The organism is Patescibacteria group bacterium, assembly GCA_028710985.1.
In the GTDB taxonomy this organism is placed as follows: Bacteria; Patescibacteriota; Patescibacteriia; order JAHJFT01; family JAHJFT01; genus JAQTTB01.
In genome coordinates this window covers 595123-619126 of the sequence record JAQTTB010000001.1, presented here as the reverse complement: position 1 = coordinate 619126, position 24004 = coordinate 595123, and the positions used below count along the sequence as shown (strand labels likewise).

The 24004-nt window shown below is 51.2% G+C and carries 24 protein-coding genes and 5 tRNA genes; 6 read left to right on the top strand and 23 right to left on the bottom strand.

All coding sequences use genetic code 11. The features are described from left to right. Nucleotides 1-40: 40 nt before the first annotated feature. A complete protein-coding gene (locus tag PHW53_03015) occupies nt 41-2581 on the top strand; it encodes an HAD-IC family P-type ATPase (protein MDD4995404.1) in 2541 nt (846 codons plus the stop codon). Nucleotides 2582-2632: 51 nt separating this feature from the next. On the opposite strand, the gene PHW53_03010 is transcribed toward PHW53_03015, so the two are convergent. The 13 genes from PHW53_03010 to PHW53_02950 all read right to left on the bottom strand — a co-directional run bounded on the left by PHW53_03010 (nt 2633) and on the right by PHW53_02950 (nt 14546). Then, complete coding sequence (locus PHW53_03010; GenBank protein MDD4995403.1) at nt 2633-3031, bottom strand: cupin domain-containing protein; 399 nt, start codon at nt 3029-3031, stop codon at nt 2633-2635. Between the two features lie 46 nt (nt 3032-3077). Next, entirely contained in the window at nt 3078-3419 is a 342-nt protein-coding gene (locus tag PHW53_03005; GenBank protein MDD4995402.1) for a hypothetical protein, read from the bottom strand. A gap of 1 nt (nt 3420) precedes the next feature. Beyond that, the gene (locus tag PHW53_03000; GenBank protein ID MDD4995401.1) at nt 3421-3651 is read right to left on the bottom strand and encodes a hypothetical protein; all 231 of its coding nucleotides are present in this window, start codon (nt 3649-3651) and stop codon (nt 3421-3423) included. A 68-nt stretch (nt 3652-3719) separates the two neighbouring features. Further along, nucleotides 3720-4034, bottom strand: coding sequence for a hypothetical protein (locus PHW53_02995; protein MDD4995400.1), 315 nt, complete (start codon nt 4032-4034; stop codon nt 3720-3722). A gap of 54 nt (nt 4035-4088) precedes the next feature. Continuing rightward, a tRNA-Gln gene (locus tag PHW53_02990) sits at nt 4089-4162 on the bottom strand. Between the two features lie 3 nt (nt 4163-4165). Continuing rightward, nucleotides 4166-4414: a GIY-YIG nuclease family protein gene (locus tag PHW53_02985; GenBank protein ID MDD4995399.1), complete on the bottom strand. Its 249-nt coding sequence runs from the start codon at nt 4412-4414 to the stop codon at nt 4166-4168. A 188-nt stretch (nt 4415-4602) separates the two neighbouring features. Then, entirely contained in the window at nt 4603-6138 is a 1536-nt protein-coding gene (dnaX, locus tag PHW53_02980) for a DNA polymerase III subunit gamma/tau (GenBank protein MDD4995398.1), read from the bottom strand. 84 nt (nt 6139-6222) lie between these two features. After that, nucleotides 6223-7158: a sigma-70 family RNA polymerase sigma factor gene (locus tag PHW53_02975; protein ID MDD4995397.1), complete on the bottom strand. Its 936-nt coding sequence runs from the start codon at nt 7156-7158 to the stop codon at nt 6223-6225. A gap of 77 nt (nt 7159-7235) precedes the next feature. After that, nucleotides 7236-7811, bottom strand: coding sequence for a hypothetical protein (locus PHW53_02970; GenBank protein ID MDD4995396.1), 576 nt, complete (start codon nt 7809-7811; stop codon nt 7236-7238). Nucleotides 7812-7815: 4 nt separating this feature from the next. Further along, nucleotides 7816-10365 (bottom strand): type IV secretion system DNA-binding domain-containing protein, encoded by a 2550-nt coding sequence (locus PHW53_02965; protein ID MDD4995395.1) that lies wholly within the window; start codon nt 10363-10365, stop codon nt 7816-7818. Nucleotides 10366-10373: 8 nt separating this feature from the next. Further along, a complete protein-coding gene (locus PHW53_02960) occupies nt 10374-10862 on the bottom strand; it encodes a hypothetical protein (protein ID MDD4995394.1) in 489 nt (162 codons plus the stop codon). A gap of 32 nt (nt 10863-10894) precedes the next feature. Next, entirely contained in the window at nt 10895-12289 is a 1395-nt protein-coding gene (gene cysS / locus PHW53_02955) for a cysteine--tRNA ligase (GenBank protein ID MDD4995393.1), read from the bottom strand. A gap of 79 nt (nt 12290-12368) precedes the next feature. Next, complete coding sequence (locus PHW53_02950) at nt 12369-14546, bottom strand: hypothetical protein (GenBank protein ID MDD4995392.1); 2178 nt, start codon at nt 14544-14546, stop codon at nt 12369-12371. A gap of 125 nt (nt 14547-14671) precedes the next feature. Between PHW53_02950 and PHW53_02945 the strand changes: the two genes are divergently transcribed. Both PHW53_02945 and PHW53_02940 read left to right on the top strand, forming a co-directional pair. Next, nucleotides 14672-15253, top strand: a complete 582-nt coding sequence (locus PHW53_02945; GenBank protein ID MDD4995391.1) for a hypothetical protein — start codon at nt 14672-14674, stop codon at nt 15251-15253. Between the two features lie 127 nt (nt 15254-15380). Beyond that, on the top strand, nt 15381-15626 hold the full coding sequence (locus PHW53_02940; GenBank protein MDD4995390.1) for a hypothetical protein: 246 nt from the start codon (nt 15381-15383) through the stop codon (nt 15624-15626). 20 nt (nt 15627-15646) lie between these two features. Here PHW53_02940 and PHW53_02935 read toward each other — a convergent pair whose 3' ends face one another. From PHW53_02935 to PHW53_02920, 4 genes are all read right to left on the bottom strand, one after another. Continuing rightward, a complete protein-coding gene (locus PHW53_02935) occupies nt 15647-16576 on the bottom strand; it encodes a hypothetical protein (protein MDD4995389.1) in 930 nt (309 codons plus the stop codon). A 12-nt stretch (nt 16577-16588) separates the two neighbouring features. Beyond that, nucleotides 16589-16777 carry a YwbE family protein gene (locus tag PHW53_02930; GenBank protein ID MDD4995388.1) on the bottom strand — a complete coding sequence of 63 codons (189 nt, stop codon included), beginning with the start codon at nt 16775-16777 and terminating at the stop codon, nt 16589-16591. Between the two features lie 14 nt (nt 16778-16791). Next, nucleotides 16792-17325 carry a hypothetical protein gene (locus PHW53_02925; protein ID MDD4995387.1) on the bottom strand — a complete coding sequence of 178 codons (534 nt, stop codon included), beginning with the start codon at nt 17323-17325 and terminating at the stop codon, nt 16792-16794. Nucleotides 17326-17400: 75 nt separating this feature from the next. After that, nucleotides 17401-18390, bottom strand: a complete 990-nt coding sequence (locus PHW53_02920; protein ID MDD4995386.1) for a hypothetical protein — start codon at nt 18388-18390, stop codon at nt 17401-17403. Nucleotides 18391-18650: 260 nt separating this feature from the next. On the opposite strand from PHW53_02920, the gene lexA reads away from it, so the two are divergent. The 3 genes from lexA (at nt 18651) to PHW53_02905 (ending at nt 20912) form a co-directional block, all read left to right on the top strand. After that, complete coding sequence (gene lexA, locus PHW53_02915; GenBank protein ID MDD4995385.1) at nt 18651-19277, top strand: transcriptional repressor LexA; 627 nt, start codon at nt 18651-18653, stop codon at nt 19275-19277. A 120-nt stretch (nt 19278-19397) separates the two neighbouring features. Next, nucleotides 19398-19646 carry a hypothetical protein gene (locus tag PHW53_02910; protein ID MDD4995384.1) on the top strand — a complete coding sequence of 83 codons (249 nt, stop codon included), beginning with the start codon at nt 19398-19400 and terminating at the stop codon, nt 19644-19646. Nucleotides 19647-19667: 21 nt separating this feature from the next. Beyond that, entirely contained in the window at nt 19668-20912 is a 1245-nt protein-coding gene (locus tag PHW53_02905) for a DNA polymerase IV (GenBank protein MDD4995383.1), read from the top strand. Here PHW53_02905 and PHW53_02900 read toward each other — a convergent pair. From PHW53_02900 to PHW53_02875, 6 genes are all read right to left on the bottom strand, one after another. Further along, nucleotides 20909-22615: a cation:proton antiporter gene (locus tag PHW53_02900; protein MDD4995382.1), complete on the bottom strand. Its 1707-nt coding sequence runs from the start codon at nt 22613-22615 to the stop codon at nt 20909-20911. The genes PHW53_02905 and PHW53_02900 overlap by 4 nt on opposite strands. 625 nt (nt 22616-23240) lie before the next feature. After that, nucleotides 23241-23314 (bottom strand) — tRNA-Trp (locus PHW53_02895). Between the two features lie 127 nt (nt 23315-23441). Further along, complete coding sequence (rpmG, locus tag PHW53_02890) at nt 23442-23597, bottom strand: 50S ribosomal protein L33 (protein ID MDD4995381.1); 156 nt, start codon at nt 23595-23597, stop codon at nt 23442-23444. A gap of 89 nt (nt 23598-23686) precedes the next feature. Beyond that, nucleotides 23687-23758 (bottom strand) — tRNA-Thr (locus tag PHW53_02885). A gap of 55 nt (nt 23759-23813) precedes the next feature. After that, nucleotides 23814-23899: transfer RNA gene (locus PHW53_02880), tRNA-Tyr, on the bottom strand. A 4-nt stretch (nt 23900-23903) separates the two neighbouring features. Next, nucleotides 23904-23979, bottom strand: a tRNA-Thr gene (locus tag PHW53_02875). Between the last annotated feature and the right edge of the window lie 25 nt (nt 23980-24004).

Here is a 24004-nt window from a genome sequence, read left to right as displayed (position 1 = left end):
TCCCCATGCAGTTTGGCGTGCAATTTGATATAATAAATGCATGAAATTTTCAAACTACACCGTAAAAATCGTAACGCAGGTACTCGCGGATTTAAAAACCAGCGAATCGGGGCTAAGGGACGCCGAAGCGCGGCGGCGGCTCGCGGAAGGCGGGCCAAACGAAATCAGCGCCCGGGAAACCGGTCCGTTCGATATCCTGCTCCGGCAGTTCAAATCGCCGTTTTTTTATCTGCTGCTCGCCGCCGGACTCGTGGCCCTGGTCATCGGTGAAATCGTGGACGGCCTGGTAATATTCTCTTTTATCGCCCTTAACACCGGCCTGGGATTTATGCAGGAGTCAAAAGCCGAACGCGCGGTCGCGCTACTCAAGAAATATATCCCCACCCGAGTCCGCATCATGCGCCAGGGCGCGGAAAAATTTGTTGACAAACGGGAGCTGGTGCACGGCGATATCGTAATGCTTGAAGCCGGGGATGTGGTGCCGGCCGACCTCCGCCTGGTGCGGGCGCAGAATTTTTTGATTGACGAATCGGTGCTGACCGGCGAGTCGGCGCCGGTTTCAAAAAATCCGGAACCGCTCGAACGCGAGACGCGCGAGATATTCGCGGCAAGCAATATTATTTTTGGCGGCACTTCGGTCGTTTCCGGCGAGGCGACGGGCGCGGTCATCGGAACCGGCCGGTCTTCGGCAATGGGAGAGATCGCCAAGCTGGTCGCCGGCGTGAACCGCGAGAGCGCCTATGAAAAATACATTCTCAAATTCAGCCGGTTTATTTTAAAAATTATTGTCGCCACGATTGTCTTAATTTTTGTCGCAAATCTCATCATCAAGGGCGGAGCCAACAACCTGGAATTTCTGATATTCTGCATCGCGCTTATCGTCAGCATCATACCCGAAGCGCTCCCCGTGGTTGTAACCTTCGCGCTTTCGCACGGTTCACTCGAAATGGCGAAAGACAAGGTGGTGGTGAAGCGGCTTTCGGCGATTGAGGACATGGGCGACATCGAAGTGCTCTGCACGGATAAAACCGGCACTCTCACCGAAAACAAGCTCGAGCTGGTGGACATCCATTCCCCGGACCGCGAGCGCTGTCTGCTCTACGGGCTTCTCGGCTCCCCACTTGCCGAAGATTCGAAAAAGTCGCTCTTCAATCCGTTCGACCAGGGAATTTTTGAAAACGCGCCGGCCGGCGTACGGCAGGCAATAAAGAAATTTAAATTTCTCGCAAAACTGCCGTTTGATTTCGCGCGGCTCCGCAACAGCGCCCTGTTCGCAAACAATGGGGGCGGCAATCTGCTCATCGTGCGAGGCGCGCCGGAGGCAATCCTGTCGCTCTGCACGAAATTTGAAAATCACAACACCCGCCGTATTTCACTTGAAGAAATCAAAGAAGATGAAAAAGCCGGCAACCGCACACTGGCCATTGGCTATAAAATTGTCGACCGGGACGACTACACGACCGAAGACGAGAACGGCCTGACTTTTCTGGGCTACGTCTCCTTCCATGATCCGCTCAAGGAAACCGCCCGTGAATCAATCCGGCTTGCCGACAAACTCGGCGTGAAGATTAAGATTCTGACCGGCGACAGCAAGGAGGTTGCCGGCGCCGTGGGATGCGAGGTCGGGTTAATTGACGATCCAAGTAAGGTAATACTGGGCGAGACGATTGACTCTTTAAAAAATTCAAAACTTGAAAAGGCCTGCCGCGAATTTTCCGTGTTCGCGCGGATTTCGCCAGAGACGAAATATAAAATTATCCGGACTCTGCAAAAAGATTATGAAGTCGGATTTTTGGGCGAAGGCATCAACGACGCTCCGGCTCTCAAGATCGCCAACGTGGCAATCGCGGTAAAAGACGCGGCCGATGTTTCGCGCGAGGCAGCGGATATTGTGCTCTTAAAAAAAGACCTGCGCGTAATTGTGAACGGCATCCGTCACGGCCGGAATATCTTTTCCAACATCAATAAATATATAAAATGCACCCTGGCCTCAAACTTCGGCAATTTTTATTCAATCGCCGCGATCTCTCTCTTTATCCCCTATCTCCCCATGCTGCCGGTGCAGATTCTGCTTGCCAATCTGCTCTCCGATTTTCCCCTGATTTCCGTGGCGACCGACAAGGTTGACGTGGAGGAGCTCCGCAAGCCGAAATCCAGCCCCATTGGCCAGGCCATGACATTGATTATTTTTCTTGCCATGGTGAGCACGATTTTTGATTTTATTTTTTTCGGATTATTCAATAAGCTCGGGCCCGAACTCCTGCGCACCCTTTGGTTTATTGAAAGCATTTTAACCGAAATTGTACTGATTTTTTCAATCCGGACGCGGCATTTCTTTTTACGCGCCGCTCCGCCGAGCCGCTCGGTGGCGCTGCTTGCGATCCTAAGCGCCGCGATTACGATTATCCTGCCATTTACCGGAGCCGGCCACGATCTTTTCCACTTCGCCGCTCCGCCGGTTCAGCCGCTCATGATTGTCTTCGGCATGATTATTGCCTATCTAATATTAAGCGAGATTATCAAGTTAATATACTATAAATATATGCCGTTCAACGGCAACCACGCAAAAAAGGCGGCTTAGAATATAAATAAAAAATCCCTCCGTTCAGGAAGGGATTTTTTTATTAACGCGTTATTCGGTGGTCACGCCGTCAAACTCCGGGCTGTCGGCCGCGGCCTCTTCTTTGGTCGCGCGCACCACGCCGTCTTTGTGGTGGGCCGGAGAATAAATAGTGTAAAGCTTGAGATCTTCGGCATCCGAGGTATTAATGATGTTATGCTCGGCGCCGGCCGGCACGATAATCACCGAACCGTTGGATAATTCATATTCATTGCCGTCAATCACGCATTTGCCCTGGCCCGCTTCAAAACGGAAGAACTGGTCATTATCGGTATGCGTCTCCATGCCGATTTCTTCAAGCGGCTTAAGGCTCATCAGCACGAGCTGGCTGTGCTTGCCGGTGTAGAGGACCTTGCGGAAATTCGCGTTCTCCAGGGTCTCTTTCTCGATGTTGGCGTTGAAACCTTTCATAATTATTTATTAAAAAAATTAATTATTTATTTTTTAACGGTAAAATTTATTCCGGAATAATTAATCCGGTGCAGCGCCAGTTGATTTCCGCGGTACGCGTTTCTTCGCTCACTACGCAGGCCGGCGCGCAGCCGGTTTTTTCGATATCCATATCAAACCACCAGGTTTTGGAATTTTCATTATAAAAGGAATTGTCCGTGATCGGGCCCTCGGCGGCGCAATCGCTCGCCACGGCAATGGCGCGCGCCTGCTCCAGAGTAAGGCCGGGTTGGATTACGGCGCCCGGTTCTCCGGTCGGCGCATTGACCACGGTTCCCATGGCCATATAAAGATATACTCCGAGGCCGATGACGACGATGACAGCGAGAATGATAAGTGGTGTCCTCATATTATTTTTTGCTATGTTCTTTTAAATATTTTATAAATTCTTCCAGGCGCGCCTTTGCCCCGGACCGGTCCTTGCCAACCTGCGCTTCCTCTTCAACCGCATACCATTCATCCTGCACAACGGCCGAATAATCATCAAAATCAAAATTGTCCAGCTCGCCGATAAGGCGCTCAATTTCACTTTCAATGGCTTCGGCACTCTCCGGGCCGGATTCGAATGTTGGTTTTTCCATATTGTTCTGATTAATATTTATCGTATCTATAATATCATTTTCAATCGATAGAATCAACCGCATCTCTATCATCGCCTCTCCAGACCGTGTAGGGGCGATTCATGAATCGCCCCTACGGCGTCGTTATCCATTATTTGTACGATTCCGTGTATATGATTCGGCATGATGACATAAACATCTAATTTTACATTCGGAAAACGGAACGGAATCTGCCTCCACCGTCTGTCAGCAATTTTGCCAATTTCGTTTAGAACCATTTTCTTATCTTCGATTTGACCAAAGACGCATAACCGATCGGCGGTGCATATTGTTAAATAATAATAGCCCGGCGAATTATAATCGTAGGTCGGTAATCGGATTGAACGACGATCGTGCTCGCGCATGATTTTATTTTATCATTATAAATCAAAAAAGGCCACGCGTGTGGTCTTTTTTGATGGCTCGGAGACATGGATTCGAACCATGATTACCAGGGCCAGAACCTGGCGTCCTACCATTAGACGATCTCCGAATATTATTTCTTCTTTAAAATTTCATCTAAATACTTTCTTCCCTGGCCTGATTTCAAAAATTTTTCTCGTTTCATCGCTTCGGCTCTTGTATCAAATTCCTCCGAGTGGACTAGCTCCCACGGCCTTCTCCCTGATGTATAGCGGCATCTTCCCCTATTGTGTTCTTCCAACCTATTTTCGACGCAATCAGTACTACCGACGTATCTATTGCCGTGGCTACAACTTATAATCACGTATATAAAGCACGACATAAATTCAAATGGATTCTTCGCCGGAGGCGAATCCACCCGCTGGCGGAGAACCATGACCTGCCTGCCGGCAGGCAGGTTACCAGGGCCAGCATGCCCGCCTATGGCGGGCCTGTCCGCCTTTGGCGGAAACCTGGCGTCTCCTCCCGAGGCGGACAGGCTGCCGTTAGACGATCTCCGAATATTTAAAATCATTCAATCACCTTTCCGCCGAATTCCTGGAGCGCGGAATTGACCGTGGCGGCCGGGACTTCTTCGGCGAGTTCAACTGGCAAATCGTCCTGCACCACGGCCTGAATCATAATTTTTTCGCCGAGCAGCGCGGAGAGCGCGTCTTCGGCAGGGCGGCGGTTGCGTTCGGCCATAATCTGGTCACAATGAAATTTATATTTGCAAGCAATTTCCAAAGTATCGCCGTTCATTGCCGTGGGCTTGCTCACGCTCAATATCAGATTGAGCGACTGATTGGCGTCAGAAAGACCGGAGAGGAAATCGTGCCACTTCTCATGAATTTGGTCAAGGCTTACGCGGGCCTGCCCGCCAGGCCTTGCCGGACATGGCAGGCGGGGTTCGCGGAATTTTTTTTCCGGAGCCGGGGCGGCAATCTTTTCTGCCGGCTTAAAAGACGGCGCTTCCTCGCCGATTGCCTCAATCACGAATAACTCGAGCGGCAATTGCGCCGGCGACGCGGATTTCAGGTCGTGCTGTTTTACGAGCATGAGCTCAATCACGCGGGCAATATCCGCGGCTGTCCAGGCCGAAAGAATCTGGTTAATGGTATTCTGAATTTCCGTGCTCCAGCCGGCCATGAGTTCGGCGTTCTGCCCGGCGATTTTCGCAAGAAGAAGATTGCGCATAAATTCCAGGCACTCGGACGAAAACTGCCGCATGTCAACTCCGTCTTCGGCAAGCCGGTTCACGAGCTCAACGCCGGAGCGAGCATCGCGGCGGCTCACGGCGGACAAGAATTCAATCACCTGGTCAAAATTCGTGCGCGGCAAAACAAGCTCGGCCTGCTCCATGGAAATCTTTTTATCATCAAGCGCGAGAATCTGCGCGAGCAGGCTTTCGGAATCGCGCACGCAGCCCTCGGAAAGCCGGGCGATGCGTTCAAGCACCGGACGCTCAACCTTAATCCCCTCCTCGGCGACAATATATTCAAGGCGCTTGGCGATTTCATTTACGCTGATCTTTTTGAAATCAAAGCGCTGGCAGCGCGAAATAATGGTGGATGGAATTTTGTGCGCCTCGGTGGTGGCGAGAATAAAGATGACGCGCTCGGGCGGCTCTTCCAGGGTCTTAAGCAGGGCGTTGAACGCCGAGGTTGAAAGCATATGTGCCTCGTCAATGATGAAAACCTTGTGCTTGAGGCTCACCGGGCTAAAACGGACGTTTTCAATAATATTGGCGCGCACGTTCTCGACGCCGGTGTGGGAGGCGGCGTCAATTTCCACGATATCCATGGCCCGGTTGGCCACGATTTCTTCGCAGGAACGGCACTTGTTGCAGGGTTCGGATTCCTTGTCTTTGCGCTCCAGGCAGTTGACCGCCTTAGCCAGAATGCGCGCCAGGGTGGTTTTGCCCACGCCGCGCGGCCCGGCAAAAAGATAGGCATGAGCCACCTGGCCCATGGTTATCTGATTCTCCAGGGTAATCTTAACATGCTCCTGATTCGTAACTTCGGAGAACTTTTGCGGCCGATATTTTCTATAAAGCGTTAATGCCATAAGTACCCATATTTTAGAATAAAACAAGATTTTTTTCAATAGGCAGCTTGCAAAAAAAACGACGACCCCGAGGAGGCGGGATCGTCAGGCCGTGGGGATATCATCCACAGTAACGTTACGCGCTTTGAGAAGGTCGCGCAGGAGCCGAAATTCGCGTTTGCATATTTGCTGCACGCACTGGCGGGAAATTCCATAGCGGCGGCCGACAGCTCGTCCTGACTCTTGACCCACCGCCAGATCACACACGATTGAGAGATTGCGCATTTTTCTGGCTTGCGTTTTCGCATCGGCTTTGGCGCATTGCGCCTCGGCTTCGACGAGCACCTCCCCGAGCAAGCGGCGGAGGTTGCGGCGGTCGTGTTCGGCGGTCGTATCCGCCGGTTCATCACTCGCGAGTTCGGATTCATGAATCGTGTTGTCACCGGACGGTTCGTTTCCGTTAATAATCTGCTTGGTCAGGTACGAATTACGCACCAACTTGCGACACTGAAGCGGGCTAAGCCCAATCAGCCGGGCGGCCTCTTCGCGGGTCGGATAATGGCCGTGCAGAACGTGGTATTTGTGCCTGGCGCGGGCGATTCTCATGAGGGTCTGATCCATGTTGCAGCCCACGTGAATATCGCCGCGCTGATCCCAGAGAAAACGCAGAATGCTATGACGGATCCACCATGTGGCGTAAGTGCTTAAGGTGCATTTTCGCCGATGATCGTACTTTTCCACGCCGACGATCAGGCCGATTATCCCTTCCTGAAAGCAATCTCCAAGCTCAACGCCGCGAACCGGATACCGCAATGCTGTGCTGGTAACAAGACGGGTGTTCCTTAGAACGAGCTCGTCAAACGCGGCCTGGCTCCGGCGCGTCCTTTTGCCTCGCCGGTTTCTAATGTTCTTGAGCCGGCTCAGACCGTCTACTTCTTTGCGCGTGAGAAGACGGTTTTTCTGAACAGTGAACCTGCCGCCGGAATGTGTGGAAATTTGCATGACGCCAGTGGCGCCCTGCATGTCACGTTGGGCGCTCATGGTTTTTCCTCCTTGTCAATGAACTAAGCAAAAGCATAACAAAAACAACGGAATTGTCAACCGTTGTTTTGCAAAACTTATTTCCGGATGATATTCTCTACAGCCGCCCAGGAGCTAGGCGCGTCTTTGGGCACGAGGATCACGGCTTCGTCTCCGGCCTGGCCCTTAAAGTAAGTGACACTCGCCGGAAGCACGCGCCAGGTCTTGCGGTCGCTGGTCACGAAATATTCGTCTTTTTCTTTTTCATACACCAGGGCGCCGACAACGCGCTGGCGTTCGATCGGCCCGATCTGCTTGTAAATGAAATTTCCCTGGCCGGTGACCGTGAGCTTTAAGATATCGCCTTCCACGAGCTTTGATTTTGAAGCATAGTTTGCCGGCACCATATATTCGCGGCCGTCGGAGCCGACCATCTGTTCGCCGTTGAACACGCCCTCAATCACGCGGCCGCCCTCGGCGGTCTCGCTCGCCTCGGTCGGAAGCACGGCCTGCGACGCGAACCGTTCCAGATCGGCGAGCGGCGCCTCGCTGCCGGCTTCAACGACGCTAATCAGGGCGTCAACGCTCTCGCGCACCTGCTTCAGTATCCTCAGAATAATTTCCTGCTTTTGTGCGGCGGGCTGATTTTGATTTTCACTATCGTTATCGTTCATATTTTTACGTAGAAGACTCGCTTAAAGGCGTTCCGGCGGCGCGGACCGAGCCGCCGAGCTGTGAGCGCTCCATGATTTCGGCTTCAACAACGGCGCGGTCGCGGCCGTATTTGAGGCGCGATAATTCTTTTATTTTCTGGGCAAGTTCGCGGTTGGGCTCGGGCGGCTTGCTGACGCTGAGGTTGAATGGCTTGGCCGCGGCGCCGTCAATCAAAAGCTTAAGATAACAGGTAAACTTTTCAACGTTAATGAGATCGTGTGCCGAAAAAACCGGCGCGAATTCTTTTTCCATGATTTCCGCGTCCTCCGGGCCGATACGGTAGCAAGCGATGGTGCCGGCATTGCCCATGATGGCGTCGCGGATCTTGGTGTCGCCCTTGTCACCGATGAGCTGACCCATATATTGATGGGCAACATTAAGAGACAGGCTATACTTTCTGGCCTCGGAAAGGATAATAGCGATGGAGTCGGTGATAAAATTCTGAAACTCGTCAATGTATAAATAAAAAGGCTTTCTCTGCTCTTCGGGCACATCGGCGCGCTGAAACGCGGCCATCTGCAATTTGGAAACAATGATGAGGCCGAGTAGGTTGGCGTTCACGTCGCCGACCTTGCCCTTGGAAAGATTGATAATAAGAATCTTACCCTGGTCCATGACCTCGCGGAAATTGAAGCCGCTTTTCGGCTGGCCGATGATATTGCGCATCATCTCGTTCTCAATAAATCGGCCGACTTTGGAGATGAGGTAGCCGAGCATTTCGGATTTGTGGAAATCCGAAGTTTTGGCCATTTCTTTTTCCCAAAAAGCGCGCACCACCGGATCCTTGAGCTTGGCGATCCAGGTGTTGGCAAATTCCTGGTCCGTAAACATGCGCGGAATTTCAACGATGGTGCCGGGATTTTCATTATCGCACATGAGGGTGAGCATGACATTGCGCATGTTGTGCTCGAACATCGGGCCGATCATTTCGGCGGTGAACAATTTATAAAAAATCGCGATCATTTCCTGAATGGCAAAATCCTTGAGAGACTCGGTTTTGGATTCAAGCATGTTCAAACCGATCGGCCGGGCCATGTCCGACGGGTCAAAATAAATAACGTCGTCAACCCGCTCTTTGGGCACATAGCCGAGCGCGTCCTCAGCGAAATCGCCGTTCGGATCAATCACGCAGACGCCCTCCCCGTTTTTGATATCCTGATAAACCATGTTCTTAAGAATCGTAGTTTTACCAGTGCCGGATTTACCGATGACGTAAAAATGGCGCATGCGATCATTCTTTTTGAATTTTACTTCCTGGCTCGTACCGCGATATTCGGCCGTGCCGAGTGTGATACCCTCTTTGGGCAGATTAACCGGCGGCGGGGCCTTGCGCGCCTCCATCCAATTGATATTTGGTGTTTCAATCCACGGACCGGGCAGATGGAAAACACTGGCCATTTCTTCGGTATTCAGAACAATGCGCGCCCGCTCATTGAAGCCGCGGTAGATAAAATCACGAATCAACCTCTTGCGCGTAGGAGGAATATACTTTTTAAAAGCATTGCCAAACTGATAGATGCTGTATTGCGAAAAAGCATTCAAAATGTTGCTAAGGTACATTTGGGCGCGAGGCGCGTCAGCGGCCGAAACAATTACACGGATATTCACATCCATGCCGGCCTTTGAAGCCTTTTCCTCGAGGCCCTTTATCATTTCTTCCTCGAGCGGAGACAAGTGGTACGGTTCAGGCGACGTCTTAGCCGCGCCTCCCGGAGTTTTGGGTGGGGTAGCAATGGCCGAGCTGAATGACTTGGCCAAACCCTTCACCAGTCCTTTCTTTTTTTCAACCTGAGAGAGTTTTTTTCCCTGCTGCATCTGGGTCGCGATATATACTCCGCGCCTGCGCCATTTGGGCGCCGCCGAACGCACGATAAACTGAATCGCCGCGCCGTCGTTTTCGTCAATGCGCGAAAGCGCGTTAGTTAAAGCGTTCAGGGGTTCGGTTTCGGATTTGCGATAGGTTTTTATTGGAAAATAATGAGGCCGCGTGAAAACAAGATAACTCCCCAGAATCACGCCGCGCGGAGAAAAAATATTGTAGTCTTCGGTTTCTTCAATCTGGGCGTTGTGATATTGGGCATGGAGCTGTTCTTCAAAATAAACCCTGAGATAGCTCGGCACGGCCACATAAAAATGGATTAATCCGCCCTCGGCCACCATTTCAAAGGCGATTTCATCCTCCCGGCCCATAAGCCAGGCCCGAAAACCCTTCTGTTCCTTCATACCGCCGATGGATGTAAAAAATGTTTCGGCCACGCCGATTTCTTCCTGGATTTTTTGCAAAGTGTCGGCCGTTGCATTTTTTTCTTCCGTGGAAATCTTCGGAACCGTGATGTGCAAAATTATTTTTTCAAAAGCACCACCCTTTAAATGCGCCTTGCGCTGAAGAATGGCGCGCACAATAAAAATAAGGATAACCATAATCGCGATTATCCCCAATACATAATAAATAAAAATCATCCATGGCTCCGAAAATAAACCAGCAAGTTGTACATCTCCGATTTCTACCTGCATATTTTATTTTATATTTGCTTTTTGTTTTGCTCTTCCGCGAGCTCCAGAATTTTATCGGTTTTTATTTTTGCCTCTTGCTCCAAAAAATACTTATTTATTCCCGGGATGAGCCGGAGCCACTCCCGGATCCAGGAAAGAATCTTGCGCGCCTTGACGCGCGCGCCGCTCACCGCGGCTTTAAGCTTTTCGGTCAGAATGTCTCCGCGTGCGCGCAGTATCTTCTTCGTTTCGGGGTCGAGCTTGACGTAGAGATCGCCGAGGTCCTGCTCCAAAATTTTTTCAACTGCCGCGGTGGTCGGATCCTTGAGTGCGGCCGGGGCTCCGACCGCAGTCGGGGGAGCAGCCGGACGGGGCGCTTCGGCGGATTCGGGAGTTTTCTCTACCGGGACAAATTCAATTTCCGCTTCAAGCTGTTTTTCAACCGCTTCAGGCATGGTCACGATTTCCCGCTCCGGAGCGCCGGTTTCCGGCGAATTGATGGATTTTTCTTCAGCCATAATACAGCCAAATTATACTATTTTTCGCAAACTTACGCAATTTTTATTCTGATAACCGCGCCGTCGGCCGTGTCTTCAACCGTAAAGCCGGCTTTTTCAATTTCCCCGCGAAGGCTATCAGCTTGCGCGAACTCCCGCGACTCACGCGCTCTTTCGCGCTCGCGAACCAATTTTTTTACGCTTGCCGGAATCTTCGGCGGCTTGGCAACGCAACCCTTGAGGCCCAGGCCAAAAATTTTATCAAACTCCAGAACCGTAGCGGCTTTACTCCCGTCGTCGCGCGTTTTAACTACGTACCAAAGCAGGGCGATTGCCCGCGGCATGTCCAGATCGTCGTTTATTGCCTGAGTAAATTTTTCCATCCACTCGGCATTGGGCTTAGTCGGTTTTTTCCAGTACTGGGACTCAGCCGAGAGAGCGACGAGAGCGCTTTCCGCGGCTTTTAGCGACTCCCAGGTAAAATTGAGCTTTGAACGGTATTGGGCCGTGAGGCAGAGATAACGATACGCGAGCGGGCAAATTTTCTTTTTCACAACTTCTTCGAGAGTAATAAACGTACCGCTGGATTTTGCCATCTTGCCTTCGGCCACGGTCAGAAACTCACCGTGCAGCCAAAAATTAGCGAGCGGTGTTCCGTAAGCCGCCTCGCTCTGGGCGATTTCATTGGTGTGGTGAATGGACACATGGTCAATGCCGCCGCAATGGATATCAAACGGCTGTCCCAGGTATTTGCGGCTCATGGCCGAGCATTCAATATGCCAACCCGGGAATCCGTCCCCCCAGAGGCTTGGCCAGCGCATGAGATGGCTCGCGTGCTTGCCGACGGCCTTCATCCAGAGCGCGAAATCAGTCGGGTTTCTTTTTTCCGGATTCAGCGCGACCCGCGCTCCGGGTTCAAGCTCTTCGCGAGCCTGGCCCGAGAGCTTACCGTAATCTTTTAATTTTGACGTGTTAAAATATATGCCGTCCGCGGTTTCATAGGCAAAACCTTTTTGCACCAGGGTTTCAATGAGATTGATCTGTTCTTTAATGTGGCCGGTGGCTTTGCACCAGACATCGGGTTCAAGAATATTAAGCTCGGAAATATCTTTTTTAAATATTTCAAAATACTTGTCCGCGAGTTTTTTGAGCGAAGCGACCGACGGCTCGAGCTTTTCGCGATTCAGCGCTTTCATCATTTTGTCTTCGCCCTCATCGGCATCGGAAACCAGATGACCGACATCGGTAACATTCATCACATGCCTGACGCGGAAGCCGTTGAATTTCAAAACGCGTTTCAGGATATCCTCAAAAATATAAGTGCGCAGATTGCCGAGGTGCGCAAAATCATAAACAGTCGGACCGCAGGTGTACAACCCCACTGCTTTGTTTTTGATGGGAACAAATTCGTCCTTTTTGCGAGTTAAGGTGTTGTAAAGCTGGAGCATAAACGGTGAATCGGTGAATCGGTGAATCGGGTTTTTCGTCCCGATCCACTGATTCACCGATTAACTGATATTCTATTATTTATTGAAGAGTTACGATCATCTTAATAGTCCCGGCCTTTCCAGAAAATGATTCAAGGGCCTTGCCGATGATTGCTCCGCCGCATTGAACTTTGTCCGTGCAGCGCATGGCATGGCCCGGAGTGTTTGAACTCGTGAGAAGATCGCCGGCCTGAATCACGCCGTTTTCGGTTGAAACTTTAACTGGCACGATTCCCGAGAGTGCGAGCGGCTCGCGATTGGCTTGTTTATCATCACCTTCGTTGCCGCCCGGAAAAATAATCGCCGGATTGGTGGAGATAACGCCAATGACTTTGGTGCTGTATGCCTGGGTTGATTTCCTTGCCCGTCCGTCAGAACTAATTTCTACCACGTCCCCGGCTTCAACCCCGGAATATGAATCAATGTATTCGGCAACATCCTCGTCGCAGGTGCCGCCGCCGGTACAAGCCCCCCCGATATATACATTGCCAGAAGTATAGAGACCATAACTTTCATAAGCAAGGCGAGCACTCATCAAGGATGTGGAATCATAAAAATAACCGCCATACGTCGCGCCAGTTCCATAAACGCCGATACTGGTACCGACGGCCTGTACGCCATACGTACCAAAACCGAGATAGGCGTAGGTGCCGGTATTATTAGAATCAACGAAATATCCACCGGCTGCGGTGCCCTGCGACTGAATGCCGACTGTGGCGCTCATCGCCTGGCCGTTTACGCCAAGCGCACCGGCAAAGGTCGGCGAATCGATTACATTAATGGTGACATCGCCGCTCACGCCGCCGCCGGAGAGATTGGTGCCGGCCGTAACACCGGTAATATCGCCACCGGCATTATCGTCAACTTCGCAGAGAACTGTGCCGTCGGTGTTGATCTGCCGGATTGACTGGCCAGCGACGCAACTGCCGCCAACTTGTTTTTGAATCACGGAGGTATTCACGGAAATGCGCGGAATTGGCCCTTCGGGAGAAACAATGTTTATGCCAAGGTCGGCAATCAGATCGGTCAGATCGCCAGTGCCGACATCGTCGGTTTCACAAGCCACAGTTCCGTCGACATTCACGGTACGGATTGAATTTCCCGCCGCGCAGGTGCCGGATACTCTTCTCTGGAGATAAGCCGTATCCACGCTTAATGCAACGTCGCCCGAAACTCCGCCGCCCGTAAGTCCGGTACCGGCCGTAACGCCGGTGATGTCGCCACCGGCATTTGTATCCGGCTGGCACGAAACCGTGCCGTCTTCATTTATCACCCTGATGGATGTGCCGGCCGCACAAGACGATGAAACTCTTCGTTGAGTGTAGGTAGGATTAATGGCCACGCTCGGTTGAGGGCCGCCCGAATTTGTCACATTGATGCCGCCGCCAGCTAAAACATCCGTCAGATCGCCCGTTCCGACACCAACTGCCACGCAGAAAACTGAACCATCGCTGCCAATGTAATTTATCGCCTGTCCGTCCGGACATGGATTATTTACTCTTTTCTGAGTTTGTCCATAATCAATCGAAAGGGCCACATCGCCCGTAAGGCCGCCGCCCGAAAGTCCGGCGCCGGCCGTGACGCCGGTAATGTCTCCCCCGCCGCCCACGCCCGAATCATCGGTTTCGCAAGTAACCGTGCCGTCGGCATTGATAACGCGGATAGATGAACCGTCAGCGCAGACGCCGGAAACCCGGCGCTGGAGATAGGTTGTATCGGCATTCAAAGTGACGTCGCCCGAGGCACCACCACCCGAGAGACCGGTGCCGGCCGTGACTGCGGTGATGTCGCCGCTGCCGCCGGGCGCTGGCCAAGCCGTAATGCAAAAACCATTGAGACAATATTCCGTGGCCGTGATTGTGCCGAGCGCCTCGATGTCATCAGTTACGCCGAGCTTAAAACCTGTCGCCCCGGCTCCCCAGTTGCCAAACCAGATTGTGGTAATGCCGGCTGCGTCGGCGCGGATGGCTTTATTGTTTGTGAGATAAATGTCCCCGCTCAATTTGCCCGAACCGGAAATATTAAATTCCGCGGTTTGGGCTGAACTCGTGACCGGCAAATTCCAGATAACGCCCGGGGTGTTATTCGCGGGCGGCACGCCGGTCGGTCCGGTCCAAGCCAGAATCATGCGGTCGGCGATGAAAATGCCACACATGACCGTGGCAAGCGCGAACACGAAAACTAAAAATTTCCTAAAAAATACGGAATTTTTATTCATAAATGATGTTTAATAAATTTATTTTATTATATCATAGAAGGAACCGCTTACCAAATGGGCAAGAAGGCGGTATAATATGAATCAGGAATCAGGAATATAGTACTTAATTCATGATTAAAATCAATATGGAACAAAAAATCTTAGCTGGCACGAAATTACTGCTTTTTGCAATATGTACCCTAATTATTCTGGCCGCCGCTTTTCTCACCGGCCTGTTCTGGGGGCAAAAGTCCGCCAAAGACGCGTTCAATCTGGGATATACCACGGCCTGGCAGGCGGCCAAAGAGGCGGTTGACGCTTCCGGCCTGTTCGCGCCTGAACCCGAGGAAATCATGGCGATCTCCGGCACAATCACGAATATAAACGCCAGCGCCGGCGCGCTCACCATTACGGCCGAACCGCTGTCCGACAATCCGCTCGCGAGTCGCGAGAACATTTCGCGTATTGTCCGAACCGACTCGGCGACAACCTTCATTATACGCACGGAAAAGGACACTGAAAAATTTGACGCCGAACAAGAGGCGTTTAATAAAAAAATGAACGCCCTCGCCGCGAACCAAACTCCCCCCGAGCCACCAACCTTATACAATGATACGCCGGCTGAGTTTGAAGATATTGAGCAAGGCGGACGCATTACGGTCAAGGCCGAAACGAATATAAAAGACGCGGCCGAATTCACGGCAAGCGAGGTTATCATCTACCAATAGAATCGGTACTAAAAAATCCCCTCCACGAACGGGGGATTTTTTACAAAAAAGACTCGCTATGCCTTGACAATTCTTTTAATTTGTGCTAAAATATTTTATTGCAGAGCAACTAACAAGGAGGTAAATCATGAAGCTCTCAATCCTCATCTACACGCACCAGAGCCGCATCTGGGCAAGCCTTTTTTCTGACCAGGTGCCGTTCGAACTGCACCCGCCGCAGCAGCCGCTTCTCCTAGTGGAGGACGAATGCGGACCCGAGGATGTGGCCAAAGCCATCATCCGCCTGCGCCGAGCGGCCATCCAGTACGCCGCCGAGGAAGGCTACTTCAATGTCATCAACCTCACTCACGGCCGGAGCGCGGCGCTAGCCTGAACGAGACAGCGATGTCCCGTTCATTTTTTTTCAAGAAAATAAATATCCGCTTCAATCATTTTGTCATCTTTATAATAATGATGCACGAAATAAACATTGCCGTCCGCGTCGATGGTGGCTTCGCCCGCTAAGGATGAGACGATAAGTTCCGGGGCTTGCCACTCGCCATTTATTTTTTTTGACCGCCAGATTCCATAGTCTTTGGTAATCCAGAGCTCATTGCCGTCGAGCGAGAGCGCGGGCCAGCCTTCATCGCGCGATGAATTTATGGCCGCGACATTCTCGGGCTCCTGCCACGCGCCGTCAATATTTTTTGAAACCCAAATATCCAAGCCGCCCCTTCCCCCATTGCGATCAGAATGAAAATACAACTCCTTGCCGTCGGCGGTGATGTGCAGTTCTCCGACTTTATAATCCTGATTAAAATCCGCGAGCCGCCAATTCTGCCATCTGTTATTTTTAAATTCCGCGGTAAACCAGTGGATGCCGGCGTAGCCTTGGCGCACCGCGCAGAACCACATCTTGTTTCCCAGAACAAACTCGCAGCCGTCGGAACCGGCTTGCCCGGGATCATTGAGAAGCACGCGCTCGGCCGCCTGCCACTCGCCGTCAATGTTTTTTGAAACATAGATGCCGGTGACGTTGTCAATGATTTGTTTTTCCACCGGCACGCTCACGTCGGGCGTAAAAAAGAAATACAATGAATCGCTTTCCGGATCGTAAAAAGGCGAATCCTCGCCGCCGGCCGTATTAACCGGTCCGGCAACCGGCACGGGCGGAAAATAATCATCTAATTTTAATTCCGGCGGAGCAACATCGGTTTCCGGCGCCATCTTGACCGCGCCGGCCGGTATTTTTGATTCGCGCGTCGGCAAAACAATCTCACCGCTCCCGCACCCGGCGCCGGCGAGAAGTAAAATTGCGCTGAATAAAATGATGATTTTCTTCATAGCTATTTTTATTTATACAATCTGCACTCTCCCCACTTCGCCGGATTCCAGCCGCACCTTGATGCCGCGCGGGTGCACGGACGCGCTCGTCAGAATATCTTTGACAATGCCGCGGGTCAACTTGCCGGTGGGCTGGTCGTCTTTCTTAACAATAAAAACCGGGGTTCCCGGTTTAATGTTTTTTCGTTCCGTGCCGTCCATAATTATTGGATAGCCTATATCTCTTTTTTCTTGCCCCGCGCCACGGCCATCATGACAATGGGCAGAACAAGCCAGCAAAAACGCGCCGGATCAGAAAGAAATGCCTGCTGGATGAAGGGCGAAAGATTGCTAGTTGTGCCGGTTGGCAAAAACGCGAGTGTCACAGAGATCATGAGCCCGCACTGCAAAAAGCTGAAAACAATCACCTGCCACCAGGCGCCGGCCGAATCTGAGCCCAGGGTTCGCAAAAGCGCGCTCCGCGAAAGCAGGAAAAATAATACCACGAAAATCCCAAGAAAAAATCCGATGCGCAGGACAAAGCCCTGATTGATGGTGAACTCGGCGTTGAATCCCTTGATATACGGCGCGTTAGTGACCACGGCAAGAGCCATGTAAATACTTACCAGAATCACGATGATGCGGTCCCGGCCGAGCGACAGGCCGTAAAGCAGGGCGCCGACAATGAAAAACAGAACAATGAACAAATCCCAGGTCGGATTAGCCCAGTTAATATTTGTGACATAGCTTGTGATTTTGCCCCAGTCCATAACATATATAGTATACCATAATAAAAAAATGACGGGAAGAATCAGGTCGGGTGAACCTAATTTTTCCCGTCTAGGCTACATGCGCATGGTGGCGAGGCCGATCTGAGAATGCGGGATCTCCAGACCCTCCTCCAATACCAGATCACCGTGTCGCCGCTTGAGAAGCGGGGCGATCCGGGGATTCGAGAAATCGCCGTTGCCATTTGGCGCGAGCATGAATCCGCCGAGCATGAGAAACGGTATGCGCACGCCGTCAAACTCCTCGAGGAGCTGGGGATGCGTCACGCTGAATATCTGGAGCGGCTCGTGTGCCATGGCGGTTTCGCCGCGATACATACGCTGAAACGCGAGCTCCAGAGAGTGTCCCTGATAGAGCCAGCCGAGCTGAATCTTCGCCCAGAAGAAGCCAGGCGGCCGCGGCGCCGCATTGGGGCGCAGATGGAAATAGTCTACGTTCATCTTGAAGGGCGTGGAAACACCAATTTTTAAACCCCTGTCCAAGCGATACTTTAGAATGTGCCAAGAGCGCCGCAGGCTTTCTACCAGATCGGCGTTGCCACCATCATCGAAACCGAAACCGTAGCACAGAGCAATTTCTGACATGCCAACCGGCACATCGTCCTGGTGGCGCTGCGGCGGCACAGGGATTCTCCTGAAGTGCTCTTCGTCGATGCAGAGATTGAGACGAGCGTCGGCGTTGAGTTCGCGCCAGCGCTCAACCTGCAGTGCCGGCTCCACACGCATGCCCGGAGCGTCGAAAAGCTCATCAATATCATACATGCGCTCAATGTCAAGCGCCACGCGACGGGTGGATGCCGGCGGCGGCTGGCTCGGCTTATAGCCGGCTGGCGGGGCGGCCAAGTGATGACCGCTGCGCATCCAGTCCACTAGCCGCTTCGCCATATCCGGATCGTTGATGATTTTTTCGGCGTCGCGCTTGGTGGCGCCGGCAATTATCAGAGCCTTGAACCAGCGATAAGCAGAATTAAAATCAATGGCCGGATCCTCTTGGCTTGAACCGATAGCCTTATCCCCGTTTTCCATTTTCGTCGTCCTCCTATTCAAAGTACGTTGATGACTTTTGAGCTTACACTTTTGGCCATATCCTGTCAATAGAATGGTCCGGGGCTTGACAAGCATCTTGTGTTCGGTTTTTGTTCGGTATATAATATATGCATACCAGCAAGGCTGTGGATAAGTGACGTATTATTTCAATTTAGTATCTTTAGTCTTAACAAGAGAATAAAGAATTATGAATCAGGAATCAGGGGCTTGCCAAGCAACTTTATTCCTGATTCATGATTCCTAATTCATGATTCAACAATATGGCAAAAAAGTTGCAAAATATTACAAAGAAACAAAAAGGGGTTCTCGATTTTATTTTGAATTATATCAAGGATAACGGCTTGTCCCCTTCGGTGCGCGAGATCGCCGAAGAGCTTAATCTCTCCTCGCCGGCCACGGTCCATGAACATCTGCAGAATTTGCGCGACAAAGGATTTTTGAAAATCAAACCGGAAAAAATCCGCGGCCTTGAACCCGCGGCCGGCATGCTAAATCTTTCCCGCGCCATTGCCCTGCCGCTTGCCGGGCTAATTACGGCCGGCGAACCGATTGAAGCGGTCGAGGAGCGCGAGACCATGGCCGTACCGGCGGACATCGTGGTGGACGGCGCCAACTCGTACATTCTCCGCGTCAAGGGCAGATCAATGATTGAGGACGGCATCCTAGACGGAGATTATGTTATCGTGGAGCGCAATCCATCGCCCAAAAACGGCGATGTGGTGGTCGCGCTTTTGGACAACGCCTATGCCACGCTAAAACGATTTTACCGCGAAGCCGGCCGCATCCGCCTCCAGCCGGCGAATTCCGCAATGCAGCCTATCTATGTAAAAGATTTGATTGTACAGGGCGTGGTGAAGGCGGTAGTGAGAAAGTTCCAAGCGATTTAAGTAATGGCCGCATACATGCGGCCAAAATAAAAAATATGAAAAAAATATTAATCTACCGGAGAAAAGTTAAAAAAGCCTACCGCGCCATAATGCTCGCCCTGTTCAATGAAGAGCTGATTTATGTACGATCTCGTTGACGAACCCGTGGATGTGCTGGTCGCGTTCCGGAATAACCGCGCCATGCCGTGGCTAATGAAATGGAACGGCAAAAAATACGATATTAAGCAGGTGAATCTGATCCACAGCGTGCGCGAAGGCAGCAAGAAAATTTTTTATTTTTCAGTCTCCGACCCGCTGAATTATTTTAAATTAAAATTTGACACCGAAACACTGGAGTGGCGGCTCGTAGAAATCTACACCGACGGATAAATATAAATTTTATATTGAAACATGCGGATCGTCATGCACGCGGACATGAATTCGTATTTTGCCTCGGTCGAACAGCAGGCCAATCCGCATCTGCGCGGCAAGCCGGTTGGCGTTTGCGCGTATGTTTCAAAAAACGGCTGCATTATTGCCGCGAGCCGCGAAGCGAAAGCATTTGGGGTAAAGACCGGCACAATTGCCGGCGACGCAAAAAAACTCGTACCCAGAATCGAGCTTGTGCAATGCGACCCGATTAAATACCGCTTCGTCACCCAGGGCATTTTTTCAATTTTCAAAGATTATACGCCGATCGTGGAACCATACAGCATTGACGAGGCATTTTTGGATCTCACCGGCCATGCCGCGGACTATACATCCGTTGAAAGCATGGCCAGGGATATTAAGCGGCGCATCCACTCAGAAATCGGCAGCTGGCTCTCCTGCTCAATCGGCATTTCATTTACACGCTTTCTCGCGAAAGTGGCATCAGAATTTAAAAAACCGGACGGCCTGAGCATCATCCGGCCGGATGACATTCCCAACATCTACAATGACATGAAACTCACCGATGTCTGGGGAATCAATACCCGGATCGCGGTACGGCTTAACCGGCTCGGCATCCTAAATCTGATCGACCTCTACAATTTCTCCCCAACCAACCTCATGCAGTCGATGGGCCGGCCGGGTTATTATCTTTGGGCAAAAATCCACGGCGAAGAGATCGAAGTTGTGGATCCGGACGCGCAGCGCGCGCCAAAATCAATCGGCCACTCGTACTGCCTGCCGTTTGCCACGCGGGATCCTGAATATTTGGGCAATATCCTCATGAAGCTCTGTGAGAAAACCGGCCGACGCCTGCGCGAGTCCGGCCGCGCGGCCGGGAAAATATATATCGGCTGGTCGTATAAATACAAATTCGGGGATTATAAATATATCCGCACACCCCAGCCGGTTTATGACAGTCTGGACATCTGGAAAATCTCTTTCCGTGCGCTTCGCGACAATCTGCGCTCCGAGGTTACCATGCTCGCGGTAACCGCGGCCGATCTCCGGCCCTGGAGCGGGCAGATGGAATTCTGGGATGATGCCATAAAGAAAAAACGCCTCACCGAGGCGCTTGACGATATCAATGATAAATTCGGCGAATATTCGGTTTACCGCGGCCGCATGCACGGCACCGCGGACAACGCACCCGAGCGCGTCGGATTCAGAAAATCGGTGAACGCGCCGGAGAAAACCGAAGATATAAAATATCTACCCGGCCCCTAATCCCCGTCCGAATTCGCACCGTTTCCAATGTATCTTAAATCTTTAATGTGGCAGGCTTTTTCTTCACGATATTTTGACGGATCCAAACGATTTCGCTTCACGAGATCAATAATATATTTTCGGCCAAGATACGGCGGCATTACCACATAGGCGGCACCGGCGTCATATAAATTCTTGGCGTGCGACGCATGATTGGCCACGCAGACAACATTGGCCGCTGGCGCGGCGGTCTTGGCATAATGAACCAAGAATTCATTTGTCTCAACGTCAGGTATGGTTGAAATAATGAGGCGCGTCTCTTTGAGCGGAAGATGATCCAAAAACGAAATATCGTCGGCCGAGCCGAAGACGGCCGGAACTTTTTGTTTTTCCAACGCGTGAATAACCAGCGGATCGTGATCAATAACTAGAAAATTTACTTTCAGCTCTTTGAGCATATTCACGATGCCGCCACCCAGGCGATGGCTGCCGAGAACAAGAACGTCAATCTTTTTAGGGCGGAATGCGGCGCCTTTTTCCCGCGTCGGTTTATGCCACGGCGCAAGGAATGAAAGAAATCTTTCCAAAATGCGATACAGGGTGTGATTGTGCATTATCATGTAAGTAGAGATGCCGATCGTGAGAACGCCAACCACGGTTGCCGGCCCGACGATGCTTGCCGGAATGTGGCCAAGAGACACGCCCATGCCGAGAAGTATAAGCGAGAATTCACTGATCTGCGCGACCGTGAGCCCGGCGAAAAAGCTGGTTTTCTTGGTATAACCCATGCACGTCATTATGAGATAGACAATAAGCGGATTGCCGATCAGTATGAATGCCGAAAAAAACACGATCATGGGGATTGATTTTTCAATATCAACAAGGCTCATACCCGCGCCGAGCACGATAAAAAATGCGACCAGGAAAAAATCCCGGAGCGGTTTGAGCCGCGTCGCCATTTCGCGGTGGCAGGGCGAAAACGAAAGCGCCAAACCGGCAACGAGCGCGCCGAGTTCGCGAGAAAAATCAAAATATTCAAATAGGCTGGCGAAAATAAAACAAACGCTGATCGCAAAAATAAATAATAACTCGCTGCTCGGCGCCAAGAAACGGTCGATGAGCGGCACGATGAACTTGACCAGCATCAAGAGCACGGCAACAACAACTACGATTTTCAAAAACACGGAAAGAATCAGCATTTCGGGTGGACCGCCACCACGCGCGCTCGCAAGAACCATAAAAACAATCATGGCGACAAAGTCCTGCACCAGAAGGAATCCGATGGCAATCCGGCCGTAGAGTGTATCCTGGTCTTCCTTGGCATGCAAGAGGCGCAAAATAATAATGGTGCTGCTCATCGTGAAAGCGAACGCAAGATATAGCGCGGTGAGCGACGCATAGCCGAGCAAAACACCGATTACCCAGCCGATGACCGTGGTAAATATAATCTGTCCGAGTCCGGTCACCACCGCCACTCCCCCGACATCGCGAATCATTTTAGGATGAAGCCCCAAGCCGACAATAAAAAGAAGCAGTGCGACCCCGATGTGGGCAAACGCCTCAATCGAATCGCCCTGCCGCACCAAACCCAGGACCATCGGCCCGACGATGATGCCGGTGATGATATAGCCGATGATGAGCGGTTGACGCAGTAACCTCATGATGAGTGAAGCCGCCACTGCCACGGCCAAAACCAAACTTAGTTGTATGAAAATCGCTGACATAAAAAATATGTTATTATTATATCCGAAAAGACTTGATACGCCAATTGCGCGAATCAACAGCGAGCGCCCCGCGGCGGCTTGACAGATATGGACTATTGTGCTATAATAGGCTCATAATTCATAAGTTTTGCGTAAGCTTAATAATCCGTATTATATATTTACATATATTAATGTCTTGGATGGTTAAGAAGAGCAAAACATAAGGTCAACGAAAATGTACAGCGACAACAATTTCGCACCGCGCCAGATGTTCAAGGGCACCTGGGTCTGCTCCAAATGCGGAGCCGAGATCACAGAACTGCCTTTTGAACCGGATCCGGCCCGTCTCGATCGGCTGCTCTGCAAAGACTGCCATCGCGAAATGCGAAAAAATCGACCTCCAAGACAATACTAATTGGATAGCTCGATCTTAAGAGAATCCCGACGAAAGTCGGGATTCTTTGTTAAAACAAAAAAACCTTTCTTACGAGAGGATTTTTTGGCAGGGGCGGTAGGAATCCCGCTCGCTCCGACTCGCGGTCCGGGGCGCTGCGCACCACCCCGACATTTCGTCGGGGTTCTCGCGCCCTTCGATTCCTACCTTTGCTATATCAAAAAATTCACCCCGCGATCGGGATGAATTTTTTGGCAGGGGCGGTAGGAATCGAACCCACGTATTCGGTTTTGGAGACCGACATTCTGCCACTGAATTACGCCCCCATGAATTTAAACTCTTTTGATAAATCTTGTTTGCTCATTCGGTTTTGGAGACACCCGTCGCTCGCGAGCGACGGGTGAGACCGACATTCTGCCACTGAATTACGCCCCCATACTTAAAGAAACCAGATTATTTGGTTTCTTTATGGCCGGTGTGCTTCTTGCAGGTTTTACAGAATTTTTTCATCTGCAGCCTTTCTTTCAGTTTTTTCTTGTTCTTTTTTGAGTAGTAGTTGATTTTTTTGCAATCAGCACACTCTAACTTAATCAAATTTTCTTGCGACATAGGCTTACGGTATTCGTAAATAATTATCTATGGAGCCGACGGTGGGATTTGAACCCACGACCTACGGTTTACCCGCCTGCCGTCGCCTTAGCCGACGGTGGGATTTGAACCCACGACCTACGGTTTACAAAACCGTTGCTCTACCACTGAGCTACATCGGCTTGGGCTATGGCGGGCAGGCAAAACCGTTGCTCTTACCACTGAGCTACATCAGCGTGGTGGGTGGTGTAGGATTCGCACCTACGAAGGCGTGAGCCAGCAGATTTACAGTCTGCCCCAGTTGACTGCTTTGGTAACCACCCGCAGTGGAGCCCAAGAGCAGATTTGAACTGCTGACCTACTCCTTACCATGGAGTTGCTCTGCCAACTGAGCTACTTGGGCAAAAAATTATTTTTTTATGAAATGT